Genomic DNA, 21,583 nt, shown 5'->3' with positions numbered 1-21,583 from the left:
CGCGGAATACAAACGCTTGAACCGTGGCTTCTAATGCCCCTGCGCGCCGATTGCCAGATGCGGCAGATACGCGAAACTCACGGATGCAGGAATTCCATCGGGTTTACCGGCACCCCGTCCTTGCGCAGTTCGATCGTGACTTGCGGGCGTCCCGGTTCGGCCGCCCCGATCGGCGCGCCCTGCACCACCCGGTCGCCCACCGCCGCGTCGAGCCGCCCGAGCCCGGTCACCAGCGACGACCAGCCGCCGTCATGTTCGATGATGACGATCCGCCCGTACCCGCGATAGGGCCCGGCAAAGGCAATCCGGCCATCGGCGGGCGCCACCGCCTGTGCCCCGCCTGCCGGAGCGAAGACGATCGCCTGGCGCGGGCCGGTCGGGGTCATTTCGCCATATCCGCTGACCAGCCGTCCGGTGACCGGCAGGATTCCGGAAAAATGCGCGACCACGGCAGGTGCCGGACGATCGAGCAGGACAAAGTTGCCCGTTACCCCGGCCCCGCCAGCCGGACGCGCCACCGGTCCGGGCAAGGCGGCAAGGCGCATGGCCAGCTCATCGTCCTGATGCAGGCGCGTGACGAGCGCGCCCAGATCGCGTGCCTCTTCCGACAAAGCGAGCACGCGGTCGGCTTCGCGGCTGGCATTGCCCGACGCCGCGCGCGACGCAACGCGCTGGCGGCTCTCGATCATGACCAGATCCCTTTGCCGCGCGGCCAGCGTCTGGCGGCTCTGCCCGAGCCCTGCGGCGAGCGTCCGTGCCTCTTGCTGCAACTGCCGCCCGCGAATCAGTTCGGCGCGCAAGGCGGCAGTGCGGCGGGCGACTTCGGGCAACATGGTTTCGAGCGTCGCACGCAACCAGACGGTTTCACGCAGGCTGTCTGCGCGCAGGAGACTGAAGACCAGCGGGCGACGTGCCATCATCTGCAAGGCAGCCGTCAGGCGGACGAGCGGCTGTTCGCGCCGCGCGATCCGCTGCCGCAGGATCGTGCGCTGCCGGTCGATCACGGCAATGCGGGCATGGGCCAGACCGATTTCGGCTTCGGCCTGTTGAATGCGCGCGGCAACGGCCGCCGCCTCGCGCGCCGTGCGATCAAGCGCCTGCGACGCGGACGCAGCATCGCGATCGAGCCGCTCGGCCCGAGCCCGCGCATCGGCAAGCGAACGCTCGGCCGAACCCAGCGCCTGACCTGCCTCGCCGCTGCTGGCATAAGGCGCGTCGTCGGCGAGCGCGGCAAGCGCAAGCGCCCCCAGCGCAGGCGGCAAGGCGGCCAGAGCCATCAGCGCAGCCTTGCTGCGAAGCGACAGGGCTGGCACCGGACCTATCCTTCGCGATGATAGGGGTGCCCGGCAACGATGCTGGTGGCACGCCAGAGTTGTTCGACCAGCATGGCGCGGGCCAACATATGGGGCCAGGTCATCGCCCCGAACGCGATCAGGAGATCAGCGCCATCGCGCAGGCCCTGATCGTGGCCGTCAGCCGCACCGATCAGGAAACGTGTCTCGCGAACGCCTTCGTCGCGCCAGCGTTCGAGGATACGGGCGAATTCGACCGATCCCAGCTGACGCCCGCGTTCGTCGAGCGCAACTGTCCGCACTGCCCCGGGCGGGGGCGGCGGCACATTGCCCCCGCGATCGGGCAATTCGGTGATCTTCATGCCCCAGGTGATCCGGCGGGCATAACGATCGACGAGTTCCGCCTCGGGGGTACGACCTATCTTGCCCCGGGCGATGACATGAAGTTGCATGCCCGGGTCCTAGCCGAAAACGGATCGTTCCTTAAATCCCGCATTTGACGCGGGACACAGGAAATCAGGCCGCGCCCTGATCGCCGAAAGCCCACATCCGTTCAAGGTTGTAGAACGTGCGCACTTCCGGACGGAAGAGATGGACGACAATGTCCCCGGCATCGATCAGCACCCAGTCGGCAGCGGGCAGACCTTCGATCCGCGACGAGCCGTAACCGGCCTGCTTGATGCGTTCGGCCAGCTTCTGCGCCATGGCGGCGACCTGGCGGGTCGAACGGCCCGAAGCGATCACCATGTAATCGGCAATCGTGCTCTTGCCTTCGAGCGGGATCGAGACGACGTCCTGCGCCTGATCGTCGTCGAGCGATTGCAGGACGAGTTCATGCAGCGAGGCGGGAGCCTGCGAGGGCGTCTGGGGGGTGACACCGGCTTCGGCCGGCAGCGAATGGGCAGAGGTCATGGAGTGACGTTTGTCTCCGTTGTTGGCGACAGGTTGGCAAAGGGCCGTAGGGACGCGACAGGACGTCCGGTCAGGGAACGATCCTCTCGACGGGGATCAGGCCCGAACGCGGACACCGCCGTCCGCACCCGATGGTGCGTCAGCATGTCGCGTTGAGCCTGGGCGGGAATGCGACGATACCAGTCCGGATCGGCGGCGCGGATGGCCGTGGCCGATAGAGGATCGGGATCGAAACGCAACTGGAACAGCGCCGGGGCGCTCCACCTTGCGCCGGGTGCGTGCTGCCCGTGCCGCCGGCGCCAGCGGCCGAGCCAGGCCATGGCGGGGCTCGCCACGGCCTTTGCATCATAACCCGGGCGGGCAAGGACCGCAATCGGCATCAGCCGCGCGATTCTCCGCCAGTCGCGCCAGCGGTGGAACTGGGCGAGATTGTCCGCCCCCATCAGCCAGACGAACCGGAACGAAGGATAAAGGCGACGCAACCGGGCAAGCGTATCGACGGTATAGCGCGTGCCCAGATCCGCCTCGATCGCACTGACCCGGATCGGCGCCCGCTGCGCCACGCGGCGCGCGACGGCAAAACGCACCGGCAAGGGCGCCATGCCCTGTACCGGCTTGAGCACATTGCCCGGCGAAACCAGCCACCACACTTCGTCCAGCCCCAACGCGTCGAGCGCGAAACGGCTGATCCGGCGATGCGCACCATGCGCCGGGTTGAAGCTGCCGCCGAGCAGCCCGATCGTCCTGCCGTGCCGTGCCAGAGGTTCGCCCTCGCGAATGCGTCCGGTGTCCGTCCCTGATCGCGATCAGGGACGGATCTGGCCCGAACCGCGTACCAGCCACTTGTAGGTGGTCAAGCCTTCGAGCGCGACCGGGCCGCGTGCATGAAGACGCCCGGTGGCAATGCCGATTTCCGCGCCCAGCCCGAATTCGCCTCCGTCGGCGAACTGGCTCGAGGCGTTGAGCATGACGATGGCGCTGTCGACTTCGGACAGGAAGCGTTCGGCTACCGCTGCATCCTCGGCCACGATCGCGTCGGTGTGCTTGGACGAATGGCGGGCGATATGCGCCAGCGCGTCGTCGATCCCGTCGACGATGCCCACGGTCAGGATCGCTTCGAGATATTCGGTATCCCAATCCTCGTCGGTCGCAGGCAAGATCCGGGGATCGATCGCCTGCGCCCGTGCGTCGCCGCGCAATTCGCATCCCGCCGCCAGCAAGGGTTCGAGCAGCCCGTGGGGATCGGGATAGCACGCGTCGATCAACAGGGTTTCCATCGCCCCGCAGATGCCGGTCCGGCGCAGCTTGGCATTGAGCGCAATCGCCTTGGCCATGTCCGCGTCAGCACTGCGGTCGATATAGGTATGATTGTTACCGTCGAGATGCGCCAGCACGGGCACGCGCGCATCGGCCTGAACCCGCGCGACTAGGCTCTTGCCCCCGCGCGGCACGATCATGTCGATGAGCCCCGCCGCCGCCAGCATCGCCCCGACCGCTGCCCGGTCCTGCGTCGGCAGCAATTGCACCGCTGCCGCAGGAACGCCGCCCTCGACAAGGCCAGCGACGAGCGCTGCATGAATGGCGCGGTTGGAATGGACCGCTTCGCTCCCGCCACGCAGCAAGACGGCATTGCCCGCCCGCACGCAAAGCGCAGCGGCATCGGCCGTCACATTGGGACGGCTTTCATAGATGATGCCGATCACGCCGATGGGAATACGCACTCGTTCGAGCACCATGCCGTTGGGACGAACGGTGCGATCGATTACATCCCCGGTAGGATCCGGCAGGGCCGCGACATCGGCGACGGCCTGGGCAATCCCTTCAAGACGCTTTTCATCGAGCCGCAGACGGTCGAGCATGGCCGGAGACAGGCCGTTCGCTTCACCGGCGGCAATGTCGCGGGCATTGGCGGCAAGAACGTCCGGCGCGGCGCGGCGCAAGGCTTGCGCGGCCAGTTCCAGCGCGCGGGCACGCTCGGGCGACGGCATGCGCGCCAGCACCGCCTGCGCCGTGCGCGCGGCACGGGCAAGGCGTTCGACGAGGTCGGTCATGCTTTCGGCGGCCTGTTCGGCCTGCTGTTCCAGTGTCGTTGCCATGACTATGGCCGTACCACGTCGGCGCGGGAGTGTCAGCCCCGCTTCGCCCCCCCGGAAACGCCCCCTCGATTCGCAAAAACCGCGCAAATCCGCCACAAATCGGCATTACGGCCAAGTCATAATAAACACCTTATCGCCGATATGACACACCTCGGCGCAGGAATCGCGATTCCGGTATGCCCACCCCTGTCCGCCGGACTAAGCGCGCGGCTCCCGACAGGGGAACCGTCTGCGCCAGGATCCGGGGGGATCGACTGGCCGACGCGAGAAGACATCAAAGGGTCGCACGGATTGCAATTTTGTCGTGACACGTTGAAGCGCGTTTTCGCGCGGCTGGGTGCTGCTGCGCGTATGCCGCGCGTGCCGACTTCGGCTGCCGCCTGGTCGGCGGCGCTGATCCACCTGTTTCCGGAACGCGAATTCTTCATGCGCTCGGAAGGCCACGTCCGCTTCATCCGCATTTCCACCCGGGTTCAGGCCGCTGCTGCCGGTGGCCTTGCCGCGATCGTCATCGGCTGGGTCGGCATTCTGGTCTGGGCCCTGCTCGGGCAGATCACTGCCGGGTCGGACCAGCATTCGCTGCTCGAACGCGAAGCCGCCGTCGCGACGGCCGAAAATCGTCTCGCCCGCTATCGCGCCAATCTCGGCACGGTCGCCGCCGATCTTGAGCGGCGACAGGACCTCCTCGAAAAGGCCGTGCAGGGTTCGATCGGGCCGCTTCCAGACTCCCTGCCCCAGGGCACCGTCAGCGACAGCACCTCAGAAACCAACCGGACCATGCGCAAGATTTCGCAGGTCATGCCCGAAGCCTCGGGACTTGCCCACGTCGAAGCGCGCCAGATCGCGCTGGCCGAACGGCTGACCCGCTATGCCGACGACCGTGCGACAGCCGCAGCCGATGCGATCCGCAAGGTCGGGTTGAACCCGACCACCGTGGTCCGCGCGGATGCCCGCGCACAGGGCGGCCCGCTCATCCGCCTCGCCGACATGCGCAGCGGCACCGATGGCCTTGACCCGCGCTTTCTGCGCCTTGTCGCAAGCCTTGCCCGGATGAACGCCATGCATGCCGGGGTCGATCACATTCCCAACACCCTGCCCGCCAGCCTCGATTACATCTCGTCGGGCTTCGGCGTTCGTTCCGACCCGATCGACGGTGGCGCCGCATTCCACCCCGGCCTTGATTTCAAGGGACCGATCGGCGCTCCGATCTTTGCCGCCGCCGTCGGCACGGTCAGCTTTACCGGCGTGCGGCAGGGCTATGGCAATTGCGTGGAAATCACCCACGGCGCGGGTCTCGTCACCCGCTATGCCCACATGTCGCGCATCCTTGCCCACATGGGCCAGCAAGTCGTGGCGGGCACCCAGATCGGCGCCATCGGCAGCACCGGTCGCTCGACCGGCCCCCACCTGCATTTCGAAGTGCGCATCAACGACCGTCCGGTCAACCCGCGCCCCTTTCTCGAGGCGATGCCCCATGTTTTCCAGGAAGCCCGCGCCGGAAACGGCATCGTCCCGTCCGGCAGCGCGAATCGCCTCCATGGCTAATCGCGCGAGCCCCGCGACCTTTTCGGTCATCGGCGCCGACGTCGCACTGACCGGCGATCTTGTCGCCAAGGCGGATCTCCACATCGACGGCGCGGTCACCGGTGACGTCACCTGCACCGCGCTGGTTCAGGGCGAAAGCAGCACGATCACAGGGGCAATTCGCGCCGAGAGCGTCAGGCTGGCCGGAACCATCGAAGGACCGGTCGACGCCGCGCAAGTGGTGGTGCTCAAGACCGCGACCCTGCGCGGGGACGTGCGTTACGATGCTCTCACCATCGAACAGGGCGCCCATGTCGAGGGGCATTTCGCCCGCCGCGACGGAACCGGCAGCCCGACGTTGATCCCGCAGGGCTGATTCGATTTCGGCCCGAACGATTTCGACGGGGTTGCGCGGCGGGGCTCCGGGGTGACGGGGCAAGTTCATTAGGTATGAAAAAGGGGCGCTCCCTTGGCGGGGCGCCCCTTTTTCATGTACCGTTCGGCGGTAAAGGCGTTCAGCTGTCCGAACGACCTTCGGCGCGACGGGCCGCGAGCCAGGCAGCCGCTTCGGCTTCCTGAGCGGCTTCCGAAGCAGCGCGGGCCTGCGCTTCGCGCTGGGCACGCAGTTCCTCGATCAGAGCTTCGCGATCCGAACCCAGGCGGTTGTCGCCCGGTTCCTCGCCGCCACCCGGATGCTTGGCCGCCTTGGCCACCAGCATGTCCAGTTCGCGCTGCGAGCAAAGGCCCAGCGTGACAGGGTCCTTGGGATTGATGTTGCCGATGTTCCAGTGGCTGCGATCGCGAATCGCGGCGATGGTGTTGCGAGTCGTGCCGATCAGCTTGCTGATCTGCGCGTCCGAGATCTCGGGGTGGTGACGCAGGATCCAGGCGATGCCGTCCGGCTTGTCCTGACGCTTCGACACCGGGGTATAACGGGGCCCCTTGGTCCGGCTGACCGCCAGCGGCGCGCGCTGCATCTTCAGGCGATAGTCGGGATTGGCCTGGCCACGCTCGATCTCGGCCTGGGTCAGTTCGCCCGAATGGACGGGATCGCGACCAGTGTACTTCGCCCCGGCAAGATCGTCAGCCATCGCCTGAACTTCGAGGATGTGCAGACCGCAGAATTCCGCGATCTGTTCGAAAGTCAGCGCGGTGTTGTCGACCAGCCACGACGCGGTCGCGTGGGGCATCAACGGATACGTGGGCTGCTGGCTCACGAAGACCTCTCAGGTAAAGCGCAAAACAATAAGGGCCGCCCAATACAGGGCGGCCGCGACATTAGGGATGTAGGGCAGCGACTACCAAACGGCAAGCCAAAACGCTCGTCCTCGTGCGGCACGATCGCTCTTTCAGGAAACCGCCAGCACGATCTTGCCGACATGGCCGCCCGCTTCCATGCGCTCGTGCGCCGCAGAGGCCTCGATCAGCGGAAAAGTGCGGTCCATCACCGGCCGCAATTCGCCCGAAGCGACCAGCGGCCAGACCATTTCGCGAATCTCCTGCGCCAGCAATGCCTTGAACGTGTTGTCGCGCGAACGCATTGTCGATCCGGTCAGCATGATGCGGCGGCGCATGACTTCGGCCATGTTGATTTCGGCGCGCACCCCGCCCTGCACCGCGATCGTCACATGACGCCCGTCGTCGGCAAGGCACTTGATGTTGCGCTGGACATAAGTCCCCGCGACCATGTCGAGCACGACCTGGACGCCCTTGCCGCCGGTAATCGTCTTGACCTCGGCAACGAAATCGCTCGCCTTGTAGTCGATCGCGTGATCGGCGCCGAGTTCGAGTGCGCGGGCGCACTTGTCCGGGCTGCCGCAAGTGACGATCGTCCTGACGCCGAAGAGGCGCCCGAGGCTGATCGCCATGGTCCCGATGCCGCTGGTCCCGCCATGGACGAGCAGGGTTTCCCCTTCGCAGGCAAAGGCACGCTGGAACACGTTGTGCCACACGGTGAAGACCGTTTCGGGCAAGGCTGCAGCTTCCTCGAGCGGAAGACCTTCGGGCACCGGCAGGCACTGATCCGCTTCGGCGATGCAATACTGGGCATAGCCGCCACCCGAAACGAGCGCCGCGATCGCGGTCCCGATCGCCGGCTCGCTCACGCCTTCGCCCAAAGCGACGACTTCGCCCGCGATCTCGAGTCCGGGAATCGGCGAATGCCCCGGAGGCGCGGGATAGAACCCCTGCCGCTGCACCACGTCGGGCCGGTTGACCCCGGCAAACCGGACACGCACCAGAACCTGCCCCGGCCCCGGCTGGGGCAGCGGCAGCGTCTCGGGCTGCAGGACCTCGGGTCCGCCCGGAGTTGCAATGCCGATCGCCGTCATGGCGTCCGGCAGACATTCAAGCATTTCGTCACGCTTCGTCAGCACGCTGCCACCCTCCCGGCAGTAATCCTTTGCATGCCCTACTCACGCACCCGGTTGACAGCAAGAACCAAGGCGCCCCATTGTATCCGGAATGGAAATCGATGAGCGCCCGCGCCCCAAGGGGGATCTGGCCAGCCGACTGGCAACAGAGGCGCTCGACTCCTATTCGCAGAACGAACTCGACGCGCGTATTGTCCTGCTCGAAGCGGAAATCGCCCGGGTCGTCGCCCATCGCGAAAAGGCAAAGGCGCATCGCGCCGCCGCCGAGGCCCTGTTCGGAAGGCCCGCTCCTGCCCCGGAGCATGCAGCCCCTGCGCACATCGATGGCCCACCCCCTCCCGGAGGTCGGGAATCATGATTGCCGCCGCCCTTCACGAACGCGGGCGGCATCACCATATCCCTGCTCGTATGAGCTTGTCCTGCAAGAGTTGGCGTCGGATTTCCGGACTGACCGGAAAGTCTCGCACGACATCCCGAGCCGGCATCGGTGCCGTTGCGCATCCGATACCGGTTTCCCGCGCAGAGGGCGGTTTAGGCGTGGTTAACATGCCGCGCATAGACCATCATCTGCATACGTCCCGAAAGGGACACCACCCGGCAGCCGACTCGTTCGGCCGTGCCAGGCAGCAAGTGTGAGAGAGCGCGCCTATGCCCAGTTTTGCCCAGAGCCTTGAAAAGACGCTTCACGCCGCGCTCGCCAACGCTTCGGAGCGCAGCCACGAATACGCGACGCTCGAACACCTCCTGCTCGCGTTGATCGACGATCCCGATGCCAGCCAGGTCATGCAGGCCTGCGGCGTCGACCTCGGCGACCTTGGCGACGTGGTGCGTCAGTACCTCGATCAGGAATACCAGTCGCTCAAGACGCAGGAAAAGGCCGATCCCCAGCCCACCGCCGGGTTCCAGCGGGTGATCCAGCGCGCGATCCTGCACGTCCAGTCGTCGGGCAAGGACACCGTGACCGGCGCCAACGTGCTCGTCGCGCTGTTTTCCGAACGCGACTCCTATGCCGTCTATTTCCTGCAGCAGCAGGACATGAGCCGCCTCGACGCCGTCAGCTATATCAGCCACGGCATCGGCAAGGGCGGTCGCCAAGTCGACGGACGCACCCCCAAGGGGGCCGAGGAAGAAGCGCCCAAGCCCGAGGAAAAGCAGGAAACCAAGGGTGCGAAGAAGGACTCCGCGCTCGACCAGTTCTGCGTCAACCTCAATGAAAAGGCGCTCGTCGGCAAAGTCGATCCGCTGATCGGGCGTGGTCCGGAAGTCGATCGCACGATCCAGATCCTGTGCCGCCGGTCCAAGAACAACCCGCTCTATGTGGGTGATCCAGGCGTGGGCAAGACCGCCATCGCCGAGGGCCTCGCGCGCAAGATCGTCGAAGGCGAAGTGCCCGAGGTGCTCTCCAATGCCGTGATCTACTCTCTCGACATGGGCAGCCTTCTCGCCGGTACGCGCTATCGCGGCGATTTCGAGGAACGGTTGAAGCAGGTGGTGAGCGAGCTCGAAAAGATGCCGCACGCCATTCTCTTCATCGACGAGATCCACACCGTGATCGGAGCCGGTGCGACCAGCGGCGGCGCCATGGATGCTTCGAACCTGCTCAAGCCCGCGCTGTCGGGTGGGACGATCCGTTGCATCGGTTCGACCACTTACAAGGAGTTCCGCAACCACTTCGAAAAGGATCGCGCCCTGCTGCGCCGGTTCCAGAAGATCGACGTCAACGAACCCAGCGTCGAGGACACGATCAAGATTCTGAAAGGCCTGCGCACCGCGTTCGAGGAACACCACAAGGTCAAGTACACGCCCGAGGCGATCAAGACTGCGGTCGAGCTGTCGGCGCGGTACATCAACGACCGCAAGCTGCCCGACAAGGCGATCGACGTGATCGACGAAGTGGGCGCGATGCAGATGCTGGTGCCCCCTTCGAAGCGCAAGAAGACGATCACCGCACGCGAGATCGAGGCCGTGATCGCGACGATGGCGCGCATCCCGCCCAAGTCGGTCAGTTCGGACGACAAGAAGGTGCTCGAACATCTCGAGCGCGATCTCAAGCGCATGGTGTTCGGACAGGACAAGGCGATCGAGGTTCTGGCCAGCGCCATGAAGCTCAGCCGTGCGGGTCTGCGCGATCCGGACAAGCCGATCGGCTCGTTCCTGTTCTCGGGCCCGACCGGCGTCGGCAAAACCGAAGTCGCCCGCAGCCTTGCCAATATCATGGGCATTCCGCTGCAGCGCTTCGACATGTCCGAATACATGGAACGCCACTCGGTCAGCCGCCTGATCGGTGCGCCTCCGGGCTATGTCGGGTTCGATCAGGGCGGTCTCCTGACCGATGCCATCGACCAGCAGCCGCACTGCGTCCTGCTGCTCGACGAAATCGAAAAGGCGCACCCCGATCTCTACAACATCCTGCTTCAGGTCATGGATAACGGTCGCCTGACCGACCATCACGGCAAGACGGTCGATTTCCGCAATGTCGTGCTGATCATGACCACCAATGCCGGTGCGTCCGACATGGCAAAGCAGGGGATCGGCTTTGGCGACGTGTCGAAGGAAGATGCCGGGGACGATGCGGTCAAGCGGCTGTTCACGCCCGAATTCCGCAATCGCCTCGATGCTATCGTGCCCTTCGCCTACCTGCCCGCCGAAGTGGTCAGCCGCGTCGTCGACAAGTTCATTCTGCAGCTGGAACTCCAGCTCGCCGACCAGAACGTGCACATCCAGTTCGACTCGGATGCCCGCGCATGGCTGGCGAAGAAGGGCTACGATCGTCTCTATGGCGCCCGCCCGATGGCGCGCGTCATCCAGGAGAAGGTCAAGAAGCCGCTGGCCGAGGAACTGCTGTTCGGCACGCTGGCCAACGGCGGCGAAGTCCATGTCAGCCTCAAGGACGATGCCCTGTCCTTCGAACTGACCCCGGCCGCGCCCAAGCTGGTCAAGAAAAAGGCCCGCAAGGGCAAGGCCGACGACACTACGCCCGAAGCCAACGCCGGAGAAGCATGAGGGCTCGAGCCCCAGGCTGAAGAAATTGGGGGGCTGTACCGCTGGTATGGCCCCCTTTTTCGTGACTGACTGCCGCCCAGTTCCCGGAATCGTTGCCCTGCCCGCCTCTCGATTGACGCCGATCAAATGCAAGGCCCCCTGGTCCACGCTAGCCTGCCATTTATCCAGATCCCGACGAAAAGGCGTTTCCGACCGTGGCCAGCACTGCCGCAGAAACCGAGCTTTCCCCCTACGAGCGCATTGGCGGGCTCGACACGCTGCGCCGGATTACCGAGCGCTTCTATGACCTGATGGAAGAGGACCCGGCCTATGCCGAGTTGCGCAAGATGCATGCGCCCGACCTTGCGCCGATGCGGGCCTCGCTGCCGATGTTCCTCGCCGGATGGTGCGGGGGGCCGCGCGACTGGTGGGAAGCCAATCCGGGCAAGTGCATGATGTCGATGCACTCCCCCTTCCCCATCACCAAGGCGACGGCGCAGCAATGGGCCGAAGCGATGCGCCGCGCGATCACCGATGCCGCGCCCGAGGATCGCGAAATCGCCGATGCCATGGCCGACGTGCTCGAACGCATGGCCGTGGGCATGGGCCGCGCCTGATCCGCTTTGCGGGCGCATTCCGGCGCCCGTTTGCAGAACGCGTTTCAGACGATAGGCTGCGGTCATGATCCGTTATGACCGCGCCCGTCGTCGTTTTGCCGTCACACTGGCCGCGTTGGCGGGTTTCGTCGATGCGGTCGGGTTTCTGTCGGCGAACGGATATTTCGTCTCCTTCATGTCGGGGAACACCACCCGGCTCGGCGTGGCGCTGGGCACTGCGCCCAGCCGGGCACTGGCGCCTGCGCTCCTGATCGGGGCATTCCTCTGCGGGGTCACCGGCGGCGCGCTGGTTGCGCTGGGCGCCGGACGCTGGCGCAAGCCGGCCATCACCGCCATGGTCGCGCTGGTGCTGCTGTGCGGGGCGTCGGCACGGGCTTTCGGGACCGAGATCGTCATGCTCGGCCTGCTCGCCTTTGCCATGGGCGCAATCAACAACACGTTCCAGCGCGGCGGCGAAGTGGCGATCGGCCTGACCTATATGACCGGCGCTCTGGTCAAGCTGGGGCAAGGCATGGCGCTGCGCCTTGCCGGACGCGACAGTCCGGGATGGACCGGATGGGCGCGGCTATGGGCCGGACTGCTCTCGGGCGCGATTGCCGGGGCCTTCCTGCAGGACCGCCTGCCGTTCGGATGCCTGTGGATCGCCGGAGGCTGGGCCACGATCATGGCCCTGTTCGCACTCAGGCTGCCGGCGGAAGCCTGAGCAGTTTTTCGCGGCTGGTTGCGCCGCGCAACAATTCGACGCGTGACGCGGCAACGCCCAGCGCCGCCGCCACCAGCGACAGGACCGCCGTCGTCGCTTTCCCGTCCTCGGGCTTGGCGCGGACTTTCACCAGAACGCGCCCGTCGACGATCGCGACCGTCTCTTCGCGCGCGCCCGGAGTGACCCGGACCGCAAGGCGTCCGTCCGCATCGGCGAGCGCACGGATCGCCCCGGCATCGGGCAGTTCAACCTTCGGCCGCGCCATCTTCGGCAAAGCCTTCGACGGCGGCCTTGTGCGCGGCACCGTTGCGGACATAGTGTGCCACGCCACGCTGCATGTCGGCCAGCGCCGCATCGGTCAGGTCGCGCATGTAGGCGGCCGGACGTCCGCCCCACAATTGCCGCGACCCGATCCGCTTGCCCGGCGTCAACAAAGCCCCGGCGGCCAGCATGCCGTCGCTTTCGATCACGCAACCGTTCATCACCGTCGCCGAAAGACCGACGAAACCGCGATCCTCGATAGTGCAGCCGTGGATCATCGCCATGTGCCCGACCAGAACGTCGTCACCGATGAGAGTCGGGAAGCCCTCGGGATGGCGCCCGTCGGGGCTGTCGCAATGGATGACGGTGCCGTCCTGGATATTGGTGCGCGCGCCGATGACGATGCGGTTCACATCGCCGCGCAGCACGCAATTGTACCAGATCGACGCATCCGCCCCGATCTCGACATCGCCGATGATGCGGCACCCCGGCGCGATGAACGCGCTGGGGTGAATGCGGGGATGCCTGCCGTTGAGTGTCACGATGGTGACGTCGATCATGATGCTTGAGCCTCTCGCTTTTTCGTTCGCCTCAGGCGCCAAGCAGACGCGCGGCGTGGAGGGCGTGATAAGTCAGAACCCCCGAACAGCCCGCCCGCTTGAACGCGGTCAGCGTTTCGAGAACCATGCGGTCGCGGTCCCCCGCCCCGGCCGCAACAGCAGCCTCGATCATCGCGTATTCGCCGCTCACCTGATAGGCAAAGACCGGCACGCCGAACGCCTGCTTCACCCGCAGCGCAATGTCGAGATACGGCAGGCCGGGCTTGACCATCACGCTGTCGGCGCCTTCGGCAAGGTCGAGTTCGACTTCGCGCAGCGCTTCCTCGGCATTGCCGGGGTCCATCTGATAGGTCTTCTTGTTGCCCTTGAGCAGGCCTCCGCTGCCGACCGCTTCGCGGAACGGGCCGTAGAAGGCCGAGGCGTACTTGGCCGCATAGGACATGATCTGCACATTCTGGTGCCCGGCATCTTCGAGCGCCGAACGGATCGCGGCCACGCGCCCGTCCATCATGTCCGACGGCGCGATGATGTCCGCCCCCGCATTCGCCTGGTTGAGGCTTTGCCCCACCAGCACCTCGATCGTGGGATCGTTGACGACGTAGCCTTCCTCGTCGACCAGCCCGTCCTGTCCGTGGCTGGTATAGGGGTCCAGGGCAACGTCGGTCAGAAGACCGATGTCATCGCCACAGGCGTCCTTCACGGCGCGAATGGCCCGGCACATCAGGTTATCGGGATTGAGCGCCTCGCGCCCATCCTCGCTGAGACGTTCGGCTTGGGTATTGGGAAAAAGGGCCAGGGCGGGAATGCCCGCAGCAACCGCCAGCTTGGCCTGCTCAACAATCCGGTCGACCGACCAGCGCGATACGCCCGGCAGGGAAGAGACCGGAGATTCAACTCCCGTTCCCTCGGTCACGAACAGCGGCCAGATCAGATCGGCAGGCGTGATTTCGACTTCACGGTGGAGCGCGCGGCTCCAACCCGTTGCGCGCGTACGGCGCAGGCGGAGGTGGGGGAAGGCACTGGTCATGGGCGCTGTCTTATCCGGCACGTGTGGGATCGAAAACGGATTTTCGTCAGGAAGAGTCCGTTTCGACATGCGCTTGCGCGGGATTTTGCGCCGGGGCCTTGATTGCGGTCAACTGCGGGTGGGAACCCCGCCCCCGACAGCCAGTCGACCGCTGCCCGGGCCACTGGCACCCGAACCGCTGGGTAAAGTCAGCAACTGGTGCAGGCGCGCACGGAATGCCGCCAGCTCGCCCGCGTTCGGCGCGGCATGATGGGGGACGAAGCGGACCGACATCGGATTGACCGGCTGCCCACCGCGATAGAGTTCGTAATGAAGGTGCGGCCCGGTCGAAAGCCCGGTCGAGCCGACATAGCCGATCACCTGCCCCCGTGAGACATGACTTCCCGGTGCGACCGCAATCCGGCTCATGTGACCATAGCCGGTATCGATGCCCCCGCCATGTTCGAGCCGGACGTAATTGCCGTGGCCCCCGTGCCATCCGGCATAAGTCACCACCCCGTCGCTGACCGCGTAGACCGGCGAGCCCATGGGCGCGGCAAAGTCGATCCCGGCATGAAGGCGCACATAGCCCAGAATGGGATGACGGCGCAGACCGAACCACGACGTGATATTGCCCGAAACCGGCGCGGACAGCAGGCCAGAGCCCTGCTCCGCCCGTCCCGCCAGCGCGTCGGGCGTATAGAAATTGCCGTCATTGCCCCAGCGCATGACCTGAAGCAGCGGTTTGCCGTCGCGAACGACGCCGGCATAGAGCAAGTCCCCGTCCTGCCCTTCCCCGCTGGTCGATCCGTCAAGCGCGCGTTTGTGCGCGACGACCAGCTCGAACCGGTCGGTCGGGGCGATTTCCTCGAACGGCATATATTGGTCGATCGCCTGAAGATAGGCCTGCACCGTTTCGGGCGAGGCACCCGCCCCCCGCGCCGCGCGATAGAGGCTGGCCCCGACCGAACCGACGAGGTGAAGCGGCGTCGCATCGACAGGGATCGGATGCTGCGCCAGGGCGAGGCCATCGCCGCGCCGCTCGACCGTGACGTCAAGATCGTAGCGCGGACGGAATGAGAGCGATTGCAACGGGCGCGCTTCGCCGGTCGCGGCACGCGGCCCCAGCGTCATGGCAAACCGCGTTCCCGGTGCGATCGTTCCGGGCGGGGCGACATGCCCGATCATCGTCGTCACCATGGCCGCATCGGGCGCGGCAAGGCCGACCCGCTGCAACATGCGGCCAAGGTCGTCGTTCTCGCCCAGAACAGCCGTCAGGTCGATGGTGGGGCGTTCGGGAACCGAATCGAGACGGGCGACGAGATCACCCGAGGCAAAGTGGCGCCCGGTGACGCCACCCTGAGCCAGCGGCCGAATGGCCTGCGCATGCCATTCGCCAAGAGCACGGCTTGCTGGGAGAAAGCTGTATCCCACCTCGACCGGGGTGAAACCGGGACGCAGGGCCAAGGCCAGCGCGACTTGCGCGCCAAGCAGGGCGAGCCCGCCGAACCATGCCCGCGTCCCCACATCGGTCCGCAAGTCGACGCAAAGCGGACGTTCTGAAAGCCAGGTCTCGACGCGGCGGCACCAGCCGTCCCAGCGGCGGGCAAACGGATGATCGTGATCGCGAAGCCCGGGGCGCGGCGCGGGAAGAGCGATCAAGGCAGGAGCGGGATCAGGCGCACTCGATTCGGGCGCAATGAACGCCGCCCGCCGGGAAGCCGATTGACCGGAGTCGGATCGGACGGGGGCGGCGCGACCGAACGTCCGCCCCGGATTGCCCGCCTGCATCGCGGCCTGATCAGGGCCGGCAAAGCCCATGCGCCAAAGTCCTTTTCCTGCCGTCGACCTGCGTGATGCAGGCTCCGTGCAATCCCTGCACCCGCAGGGTTAATGCACGGTAAAACGGCAGAAAGAGGTTGCGCGCCTTGGCGCGCTCAACAGTCGAGAACGAAAGGCCCCGCTGCACGCGCCTCGAGCGCGGCATGGGCTCCGGCAGCATCGGCCAGAGGGAAACGCCCGCCCAGCGTCAGCGGCAGATCACCCGCCGCCATCGCCGCGAACAGGCTGGCCGATGCGCTCAGCAGCTTTTCGCGCGGACGGATATAGGGCCACAGGAACGGCCGCGAGACTTTGGCCGACTTGGGCCCCAGACGCGACAGATCGAACGGCGGGATCGGCCCCGACGCCTGCCCGTAATGGACGAGGTGGCCTTTCATCGCGAGCGAGGCGAGCGAGCCTTCGAACGTGTCCTTGCCGACCGCGTCGAACGAGACGTCCACGCCGCGTCCGCCGGTCAAGTCCATGACGCGCGCGGCCACATCTTCTTCGCGATAGGCAATGACGTGATCGCAACCCGCAGCCCGCGCGATCGCGGCCTTTTCCGGCGATCCGGCAGTCCCGATCACGGTCGCACCGCGCAGCTTGGAAAGCCGCGCCACCAATTGCCCGACACCACCGCCAGCGGCCTGGGCCAGAACCACGCTACCCGCATGAACCGGTTCGACATCGTCGACCAGCGCCTGCGCCGTCAGTCCTTTAAGATACCAAGCCGTGGCGACGCCATCGTCGATCCCTTCGGGCAGGGGAACCGCCAGCGTCGCATCGAGCACGCGCAGGCGCGCATACCCGCCGTAGCGGGTGTCGATATAGGCGATGCGATCACCCGGCGCGAAATCATCGACACCCTCGCCCACCGCTTCGACCCGACCGACTGCTTCCAGCCCCGGAATGCCCGGCAGAGGCAGCGTCTGATAGGCGCCCGAGCGGACGTAGATGTCGTGAAAGTTGACCGAAGCCGCGCTCTGGCGAACCAGGATCTGGCCCGGCCCCGGCGCGGGAACGGTCACGCTTTCAAGAACGAGAGCTTCCGGTCCGCCGGGCTGGCGGAGAACGATGGCTTCACTGGCAAACGACATGGCGGTCCTGTCAGGCTCCGAGCGGACGCGGCGCCGAGGTATCGGCCCCGGCCCCGAGGAAGCGACGACCCGCGCGCGGGACAGTGATCGTCTGCGGCATCGGCGGACGTGACGAACCCGACGGGCTGTCCGGTCGATCGATCTTGCCGTCTTCCATCAGCTTGCGGATCTCTTCCCCGGTCAGGGTCTCGTATTCGAGCAGCGCCTTGGCCAGAAGATGCAGCTTGTCCTCGTGATCCTTGAGGATGGCGACGGCACGGGCATGAGCCCCGTCGACCAGAAGACGGATTTCGCTGTCGATCAACTTGTTGGTTTCGTCCGACATCATCGTGCGCTGTGACATACCCATGCCAAGATAGCCTTCCTGGGTGTCTTCATAGAGCAGCGGTCCGAGCTTGTCCGACATGCCCCAGCGGGTGACCATGTTGCGGGCAAGGCCGGTCGCATACTGGATGTCCGACGAAGCGCCCGAGGACACCTTGTCATAGCCGAAGATGATTTCCTCGGCGACGCGGCCGCCCATGCTGACCGACAGGTTCGCCAGCATCTTGTCGCGATGATAGGAATAGCTGTCGCGTTCGGGCAGACGCATGACCATGCCCAGCGCACGGCCGCGCGGGATGATCGTCGCCTTGTGAATGGGATCGCTCGCCGGTTCGTTGACCGAAACGATGGCATGGCCCGCCTCGTGATAGGCGGTCATCTTCTTCTCTTCCTCGGTCATGACCATGGAACGGCGTTCCGCGCCCATCATGACCTTGTCCTTGGCGTCCTCGAATTCCTGCATGGCGACGAGACGCTTGTTGCGCCGTGCGGCCAGCAGCGCCGCTTCGTTGACGAGATTGGCAAGGTCCGCCCCCGAGAAGCCCGGGGTGCCGCGCGCGATGACACGCGGTTCGACGTCGGGAGCCAGCGGCACTTTCTTCATGTGCACGCCCAGGATCTTTTCGCGGCCTTCGATGTCGGGGATCGGCACGACCACCTGACGGTCGAAACGGCCAGGACGCAACAGCGCCGGGTCGAGCACGTCGGGACGGTTGGTCGCCGCGATGATGATGATGCCTTCGTTGGCTTCGAACCCGTCCATTTCGACCAGAAGCTGATTGAGCGTCTGTTCGCGTTCGTCGTTCGAATTGCCGAGGCCGTGTCCGCGATGACGACCGACCGCGTCGATTTCGTCGATGAAGACGATGCAGGGCGCGTTCTTCTTCGCCTGCTCGAACATGTCGCGCACGCGGCTGGCGCCGACGCCCACGAACATTTCGACGAAGTCCGAACCCGAAATGGTGAAGAACGGCACGCCCGCCTCGCCCGCGATGGCGCGAGCGAGCAGGGTCTTGCCGGTGCCGGGGCTGCCGACGAGGAGAGCACCCTTGGGAATCTGGCCGCCGAGCTTGGAGAAGCGCGAAGGATCGCGCAGGAATTCGACGATTTCTTCGAGTTCCTCGCGCGCTTCGTCAATGCCGGCGACGTCATCGAACGTCACCCGACCCGCGCGTTCGGTGAGCAGCTTGGCCTTGGACTTGCCGAAGCCCATCGCCCCGGTGCCGCCACCCTTCTGCATCTGGCGCAGCGCGAAGAAGACCATGCCCAGGATCAGCAGGAACGGCAGCGAATTGGCGAGAATGTAGAGCAGGACATTGGGCTCGTCCTGAGCCTTGCCGCTATACTGGACGCCCTTGTCCTGAAGCAGCTTGGGCAGTTCGGTATCGCCCTGGATCGGCACCGTCTGGAACTGCTGATCGTTCTTGAACGTACCGCTGATCTTGTCGGGACCGATCTGCACGTCGCGGACATCGCCCTGCGCGACATGGGTGCGGAACTCCGAATAACGGATCATCGACCCGCTGGCGTCGTTGCGCGCACTGAACATCGACACGACCAGCAGAAGCGCCAGGAAAATCCCGCCATATACCAGGAGGTTCTTTATCCAGGGATTCCCCTGCGGCTGGTCTTCGTTCATCGCGTTCGCTTTCTGTCGGCGCCTTCCGGGCGCTTTGCACGGGACGGACTCGCCCGTTTTCACCACATGTCAATGTAGGAAGGCTGAGGTGAATGGCAATATAACCGACAGTGCGAAATTCCGCGCTTGTGTAATGTGGGAAATCCGATGAATCGGGCGCATCGAACGCGGGTATCATCCCGCCCGATGCGGCGGCGCCCTGGTGAAACGCCACGGCCTTGTTCGCCCGTCGCCGCGTATCCCGGCCAGAGTCGCGACCTCCCCCTGGGCCAGCCGGTCGTGCCAGCGCGCCAGATCCCGTCCGCGCGGCGTTTTCCCGCCCAACCGGGCGATCACGCGTTCGAGCAGGCGCAAGGTCAATGTGCGCGGCAACACCTCGTCAGGGAGCGCGATTTCCCCCTCATCCCCCCCGAACCCGGCGGCAAGACGATCGGCGACCCATTCGAGCGCGGCATCGGCCTCGGCGAGATGGTCGGCCGCCTGCGCCAGTCCCGCCGGATCGATCCAGTCGGCCCCGCCCAGCCCCATGCGCACCCGCACGCGTTCGAAACGCACGTCGCGATTGGAAGGATCATCGACCGCCGCAATACCCCGATCGCCAAGCAAGGCCGCCAGATCGGCGCGCGCCCAGCCGAGCAGGGGACGCAGGAGCACCCCTTCACCACCCGGAACCGGAACCCGCGCGCGCATGGCGGCAAGACCGCGCAAGCCTGCGCCGCGATTGAGCCGCATGACCAGCGTCTCGGCCTGATCATCGGCATGATGCGCCGTGACCAGTGCCGTCAGGCCCCGCCCGACCCGCCAGTCTTCCAGCGCGCGATAGCGGGCCGCGCGCGCGCGTTCCTGAATCGCCGATCCCGGCGCCAGGGAAATCCTCAGCGTGTCATGGGCAATCCCGCGTTCGGCACAAAGGTGCGCGACCATGGCCGCTTCGCCCGCGCTTTCGGCGCGCAGTCCATGATCGACCGTCGCCACGGCAAAGCCCTGCGCGGGCAAGACCGCATGCGCCAGCAAGAGCAGGGCAAGGCTGTCGGGACCGCCCGAAACGGCAAGCCCGACCGGAGTTCCTTCAGGAAAGATCCGCCCCCAGTCTGCGGCGAAGGCCGCCACCGCAGCGTCCCATGCGAGCTGCGGCGGAGACATCAGCGACGGGGAGAGATCCTGCCCGTCAATGGCAGGCCACCGTCTTGCTCACCGCGTCGAACTGCCCCTTCAGGCGTCCGGTCGACTCGGTGGGGTAAGTGTCCTTGAATTCGCCGAGCGCGATGCAGGCGCGCTGGGGCTGCTTGAGCTTGGCCATCGCGACCGCAAGATAGAGCAGGCTATCGGGCGCGCGATCGGCGGCCTTGTCCGCCTGATAATTCTGCGCGAACCACTGCGCCGCCGCGCCCGGCTTGTTGTCGTCAAGATAGGCGCGACCGAGCAGGTTGCGGGCATAGCTGATCCGCTTGTGCTTGGGATATTTCTGCACGAAATCGAGCAGCGCGGTTTCCGCCTCGGGCAGGAACTTGGCCTCCCACAGGCGATAGCCATACGTATAGGTGTCTTCGCCTGCATCGTCGCTCGACGGACGCTCGATCGCGGCGAGTGCGGCAACGCGATCGGGGGACATCGAGGCTTCGGCCGTCTTGTCGCTGCCCTTTTCGGTCGTCTTGCCCTTGGTTGCGACAGGCTTGTCGGCGACCGGCTTTTCGGGCGCGGGCTTCTCGGCCGCAGGCTTGGCCGCCTTGCCTTTGGCGGGCTTGGCCGGAGCCGGGGCGGGCGGCAGGTCACCATCGACGGCGGCGGGCGCCGCTGCTGGCGGCGCGGCGGCGGCTTCGAGCGTGGCGATACGGTCTTCGAGCTTGGCGATGTGGTGCTGGTTTTCCTCGCTCGCGCCGGTCAGGGCCTTGAGCTGGGATTCGACGGCATCCATCCGCGCCACCAGATCGCTCATCGCGGTCGACGTGCTCGCCTGCGAGGAAGTCGCAGCCGAAGAATCGGTCGGCGTGATTTCCGGCGCGAAGGTACGACCTGCGCCATCGGGGAACACCTTGCGCTGGACCGCGCGCAGCTCGCTCTCGATCCGGCGCAGACGCGCTTCGGTCGCTTCCGGGGCAGGAGTATCGGCCCGTGCGGCAGGCACATCCATGGTCGCCGCGATACCGACGCCCACTGCGGTCGGCAGGATCGCGCCCGGAAGGGCTGCGGTCAGGACACCGGCCACCAGACCGCGCCACACTTTGCGCGACGCGCGGCTTTCGCGCCTGTCTTGCCGGGGGGCATGCTGGAGGAAAGAGCTGCTCATAGTCACTCCCGTCGGATCATCCGCCATGAGGGCGAGGGATTATCGCCTTTGCGCAGACCATTACAACACGCAAGAGTCCCGCACGGACGA

At 65.9% G+C, this 21,583-nt stretch carries 20 protein-coding genes and 1 pseudogene; 6 read left to right on the top strand and 15 right to left on the bottom strand.

The features are described from left to right. Window positions 1-77 precede the first annotated feature (77 nt). From Y88_RS11315 to Y88_RS11295, 5 genes and pseudogenes are all read right to left on the bottom strand, one after another. On the bottom strand, window positions 78-1,313 hold the full coding sequence (locus Y88_RS11315) for a murein hydrolase activator EnvC family protein (protein ID WP_008069347.1): 1,236 nt from the start codon (window positions 1,311-1,313) through the stop codon (window positions 78-80). 5 nt (window positions 1,314-1,318) lie between these two features. After that, window positions 1,319-1,744: a 23S rRNA (pseudouridine(1915)-N(3))-methyltransferase RlmH gene (locus tag Y88_RS11310; RefSeq protein WP_008069346.1), complete on the bottom strand. Its 426-nt coding sequence runs from the start codon at window positions 1,742-1,744 to the stop codon at window positions 1,319-1,321. A 64-nt stretch (window positions 1,745-1,808) separates the two neighbouring features. Next, entirely contained in the window at window positions 1,809-2,204 is a 396-nt protein-coding gene (rsfS, locus tag Y88_RS11305) for a ribosome silencing factor (RefSeq protein ID WP_008069345.1), read from the bottom strand. Window positions 2,205-2,329: 125 nt separating this feature from the next. Continuing rightward, window positions 2,330-2,965 (bottom strand): annotated as a pseudogene (locus Y88_RS11300) (nicotinate-nucleotide adenylyltransferase); the annotation flags it as partial. Window positions 2,966-3,010: 45 nt separating this feature from the next. Further along, complete coding sequence (locus Y88_RS11295; RefSeq protein WP_008069343.1) at window positions 3,011-4,300, bottom strand: glutamate-5-semialdehyde dehydrogenase; 1,290 nt, start codon at window positions 4,298-4,300, stop codon at window positions 3,011-3,013. 312 nt (window positions 4,301-4,612) lie between these two features. On the opposite strand from Y88_RS11295, the gene Y88_RS11290 reads away from it, so the two are divergent. Together Y88_RS11290 and Y88_RS11285 are read left to right on the top strand one after the other, a co-directional pair. After that, window positions 4,613-5,845 carry a M23 family metallopeptidase gene (locus Y88_RS11290; RefSeq protein ID WP_008069342.1) on the top strand — a complete coding sequence of 411 codons (1,233 nt, stop codon included), beginning with the start codon at window positions 4,613-4,615 and terminating at the stop codon, window positions 5,843-5,845. Further along, window positions 5,838-6,200: a bactofilin family protein gene (locus Y88_RS11285; protein ID WP_008069340.1), complete on the top strand. Its 363-nt coding sequence runs from the start codon at window positions 5,838-5,840 to the stop codon at window positions 6,198-6,200. Before Y88_RS11290 ends, Y88_RS11285 begins: the two co-directional genes overlap by 8 nt. A 139-nt stretch (window positions 6,201-6,339) precedes the next feature. Here Y88_RS11285 and Y88_RS11280 read toward each other — a convergent pair whose 3' ends face one another. Further along, a complete protein-coding gene (locus Y88_RS11280) occupies window positions 6,340-7,041 on the bottom strand; it encodes a DUF1013 domain-containing protein (protein ID WP_008069338.1) in 702 nt (233 codons plus the stop codon). A gap of 132 nt (window positions 7,042-7,173) precedes the next feature. Next, complete coding sequence (locus Y88_RS11275) at window positions 7,174-8,178, bottom strand: NAD(P)H-quinone oxidoreductase (RefSeq protein ID WP_026166925.1); 1,005 nt, start codon at window positions 8,176-8,178, stop codon at window positions 7,174-7,176. Window positions 8,179-8,287: 109 nt separating this feature from the next. Here Y88_RS11275 and Y88_RS11270 point away from each other — a divergent pair, with 109 nt between their 5' ends. The 4 genes from Y88_RS11270 to Y88_RS11255 all read left to right on the top strand — a co-directional run bounded on the left by Y88_RS11270 (window position 8,288) and on the right by Y88_RS11255 (window position 12,498). Continuing rightward, window positions 8,288-8,554: a DUF1192 family protein gene (locus tag Y88_RS11270; protein ID WP_008069335.1), complete on the top strand. Its 267-nt coding sequence runs from the start codon at window positions 8,288-8,290 to the stop codon at window positions 8,552-8,554. Between the two features lie 290 nt (window positions 8,555-8,844). Beyond that, on the top strand, window positions 8,845-11,199 hold the full coding sequence (gene clpA / locus Y88_RS11265) for an ATP-dependent Clp protease ATP-binding subunit ClpA (protein WP_008069333.1): 2,355 nt from the start codon (window positions 8,845-8,847) through the stop codon (window positions 11,197-11,199). Window positions 11,200-11,393: 194 nt separating this feature from the next. Next, complete coding sequence (locus Y88_RS11260; RefSeq protein ID WP_008069331.1) at window positions 11,394-11,795, top strand: group II truncated hemoglobin; 402 nt, start codon at window positions 11,394-11,396, stop codon at window positions 11,793-11,795. A 64-nt stretch (window positions 11,796-11,859) separates the two neighbouring features. Beyond that, window positions 11,860-12,498: a YoaK family protein gene (locus Y88_RS11255; protein ID WP_008069329.1), complete on the top strand. Its 639-nt coding sequence runs from the start codon at window positions 11,860-11,862 to the stop codon at window positions 12,496-12,498. Here the strand turns inward: Y88_RS11255 and Y88_RS11250 are convergent. The 8 genes from Y88_RS11250 to Y88_RS19720 all read right to left on the bottom strand — a co-directional run bounded on the left by Y88_RS11250 (window position 12,476) and on the right by Y88_RS19720 (window position 21,493). Further along, window positions 12,476-12,763 (bottom strand): DUF167 domain-containing protein, encoded by a 288-nt coding sequence (locus Y88_RS11250; RefSeq protein WP_008069327.1) that lies wholly within the window; start codon window positions 12,761-12,763, stop codon window positions 12,476-12,478. The two genes, Y88_RS11255 and Y88_RS11250, sit on opposite strands and share 23 nt — an antisense overlap. Continuing rightward, the gene (locus Y88_RS11245) at window positions 12,744-13,319 is read right to left on the bottom strand and encodes a gamma carbonic anhydrase family protein (RefSeq protein ID WP_008069326.1); all 576 of its coding nucleotides are present in this window, start codon (window positions 13,317-13,319) and stop codon (window positions 12,744-12,746) included. The genes Y88_RS11250 and Y88_RS11245 overlap by 20 nt, the downstream gene beginning before the upstream one ends. Before the next feature lie 31 nt (window positions 13,320-13,350). After that, window positions 13,351-14,346, bottom strand: coding sequence for a porphobilinogen synthase (gene hemB / locus Y88_RS11240; RefSeq protein ID WP_008069324.1), 996 nt, complete (start codon window positions 14,344-14,346; stop codon window positions 13,351-13,353). A gap of 108 nt (window positions 14,347-14,454) precedes the next feature. Then, window positions 14,455-16,146 (bottom strand): M23 family metallopeptidase, encoded by a 1,692-nt coding sequence (locus tag Y88_RS11235; RefSeq protein ID WP_008069322.1) that lies wholly within the window; start codon window positions 16,144-16,146, stop codon window positions 14,455-14,457. A gap of 116 nt (window positions 16,147-16,262) precedes the next feature. Continuing rightward, on the bottom strand, window positions 16,263-17,243 hold the full coding sequence (locus Y88_RS11230; RefSeq protein WP_008069312.1) for a quinone oxidoreductase family protein: 981 nt from the start codon (window positions 17,241-17,243) through the stop codon (window positions 16,263-16,265). Window positions 17,244-17,253: 10 nt separating this feature from the next. Continuing rightward, a complete protein-coding gene (ftsH, locus tag Y88_RS11225) occupies window positions 17,254-19,206 on the bottom strand; it encodes an ATP-dependent zinc metalloprotease FtsH (RefSeq protein ID WP_008069311.1) in 1,953 nt (650 codons plus the stop codon). 174 nt (window positions 19,207-19,380) lie between these two features. After that, window positions 19,381-20,349, bottom strand: a complete 969-nt coding sequence (gene tilS / locus Y88_RS11220) for a tRNA lysidine(34) synthetase TilS (RefSeq protein ID WP_008069310.1) — start codon at window positions 20,347-20,349, stop codon at window positions 19,381-19,383. A gap of 25 nt (window positions 20,350-20,374) precedes the next feature. Continuing rightward, window positions 20,375-21,493 (bottom strand): tetratricopeptide repeat protein, encoded by a 1,119-nt coding sequence (locus tag Y88_RS19720; protein WP_018075705.1) that lies wholly within the window; start codon window positions 21,491-21,493, stop codon window positions 20,375-20,377. Window positions 21,494-21,583: the final 90 nt, after the last annotated feature.

The sequence above is a fragment of the Novosphingobium nitrogenifigens DSM 19370 genome (genome assembly GCF_000192575.1).
GTDB classification, from domain to species: Bacteria; Pseudomonadota; Alphaproteobacteria; order Sphingomonadales; family Sphingomonadaceae; genus Novosphingobium; species Novosphingobium nitrogenifigens.
Note: the sequence above shows the minus strand (reverse complement) of the source record. Positions and strands in the feature narration are given on the sequence as shown.

Bases quoted from the DNA above. Each gene is read 5' to 3' on its own strand.
- Y88_RS11310 (WP_008069346.1), bottom strand. From the start codon at position 1,744: ATGCAACTTCATGTCATCGCCCGGGGCAAGATAGGTCGTACCCCCGAG.
- rsfS (WP_008069345.1), bottom strand. From the start codon at position 2,204: ATGACCTCTGCCCATTCGCTGCCGGCCGAAGCCGGTGTCACCCCCCAG.
- Y88_RS11295 (WP_008069343.1), bottom strand. From the start codon at position 4,300: ATGGCAACGACACTGGAACAGCAGGCCGAACAGGCCGCCGAAAGCATG.
- Y88_RS11285 (WP_008069340.1), top strand. From the start codon at position 5,838: ATGGCTAATCGCGCGAGCCCCGCGACCTTTTCGGTCATCGGCGCCGAC.
- Y88_RS11275 (WP_026166925.1), bottom strand. From the start codon at position 8,178: ATGCTTGAATGTCTGCCGGACGCCATGACGGCGATCGGCATTGCAACT.
- Y88_RS11270 (WP_008069335.1), top strand. From the start codon at position 8,288: ATGGAAATCGATGAGCGCCCGCGCCCCAAGGGGGATCTGGCCAGCCGA.
- clpA (WP_008069333.1), top strand. From the start codon at position 8,845: ATGCCCAGTTTTGCCCAGAGCCTTGAAAAGACGCTTCACGCCGCGCTC.
- Y88_RS11255 (WP_008069329.1), top strand. From the start codon at position 11,860: ATGATCCGTTATGACCGCGCCCGTCGTCGTTTTGCCGTCACACTGGCC.
- Y88_RS11250 (WP_008069327.1), bottom strand. From the start codon at position 12,763: ATGGCGCGGCCGAAGGTTGAACTGCCCGATGCCGGGGCGATCCGTGCG.
- Y88_RS11245 (WP_008069326.1), bottom strand. From the start codon at position 13,319: ATGATCGACGTCACCATCGTGACACTCAACGGCAGGCATCCCCGCATT.
- hemB (WP_008069324.1), bottom strand. From the start codon at position 14,346: ATGACCAGTGCCTTCCCCCACCTCCGCCTGCGCCGTACGCGCGCAACG.
- Y88_RS11235 (WP_008069322.1), bottom strand. From the start codon at position 16,146: ATGGGCTTTGCCGGCCCTGATCAGGCCGCGATGCAGGCGGGCAATCCG.
- Y88_RS11230 (WP_008069312.1), bottom strand. From the start codon at position 17,243: ATGTCGTTTGCCAGTGAAGCCATCGTTCTCCGCCAGCCCGGCGGACCG.
- ftsH (WP_008069311.1), bottom strand. From the start codon at position 19,206: ATGAACGAAGACCAGCCGCAGGGGAATCCCTGGATAAAGAACCTCCTG.
- tilS (WP_008069310.1), bottom strand. From the start codon at position 20,349: ATGTCTCCGCCGCAGCTCGCATGGGACGCTGCGGTGGCGGCCTTCGCC.
- Y88_RS19720 (WP_018075705.1), bottom strand. From the start codon at position 21,493: ATGAGCAGCTCTTTCCTCCAGCATGCCCCCCGGCAAGACAGGCGCGAA.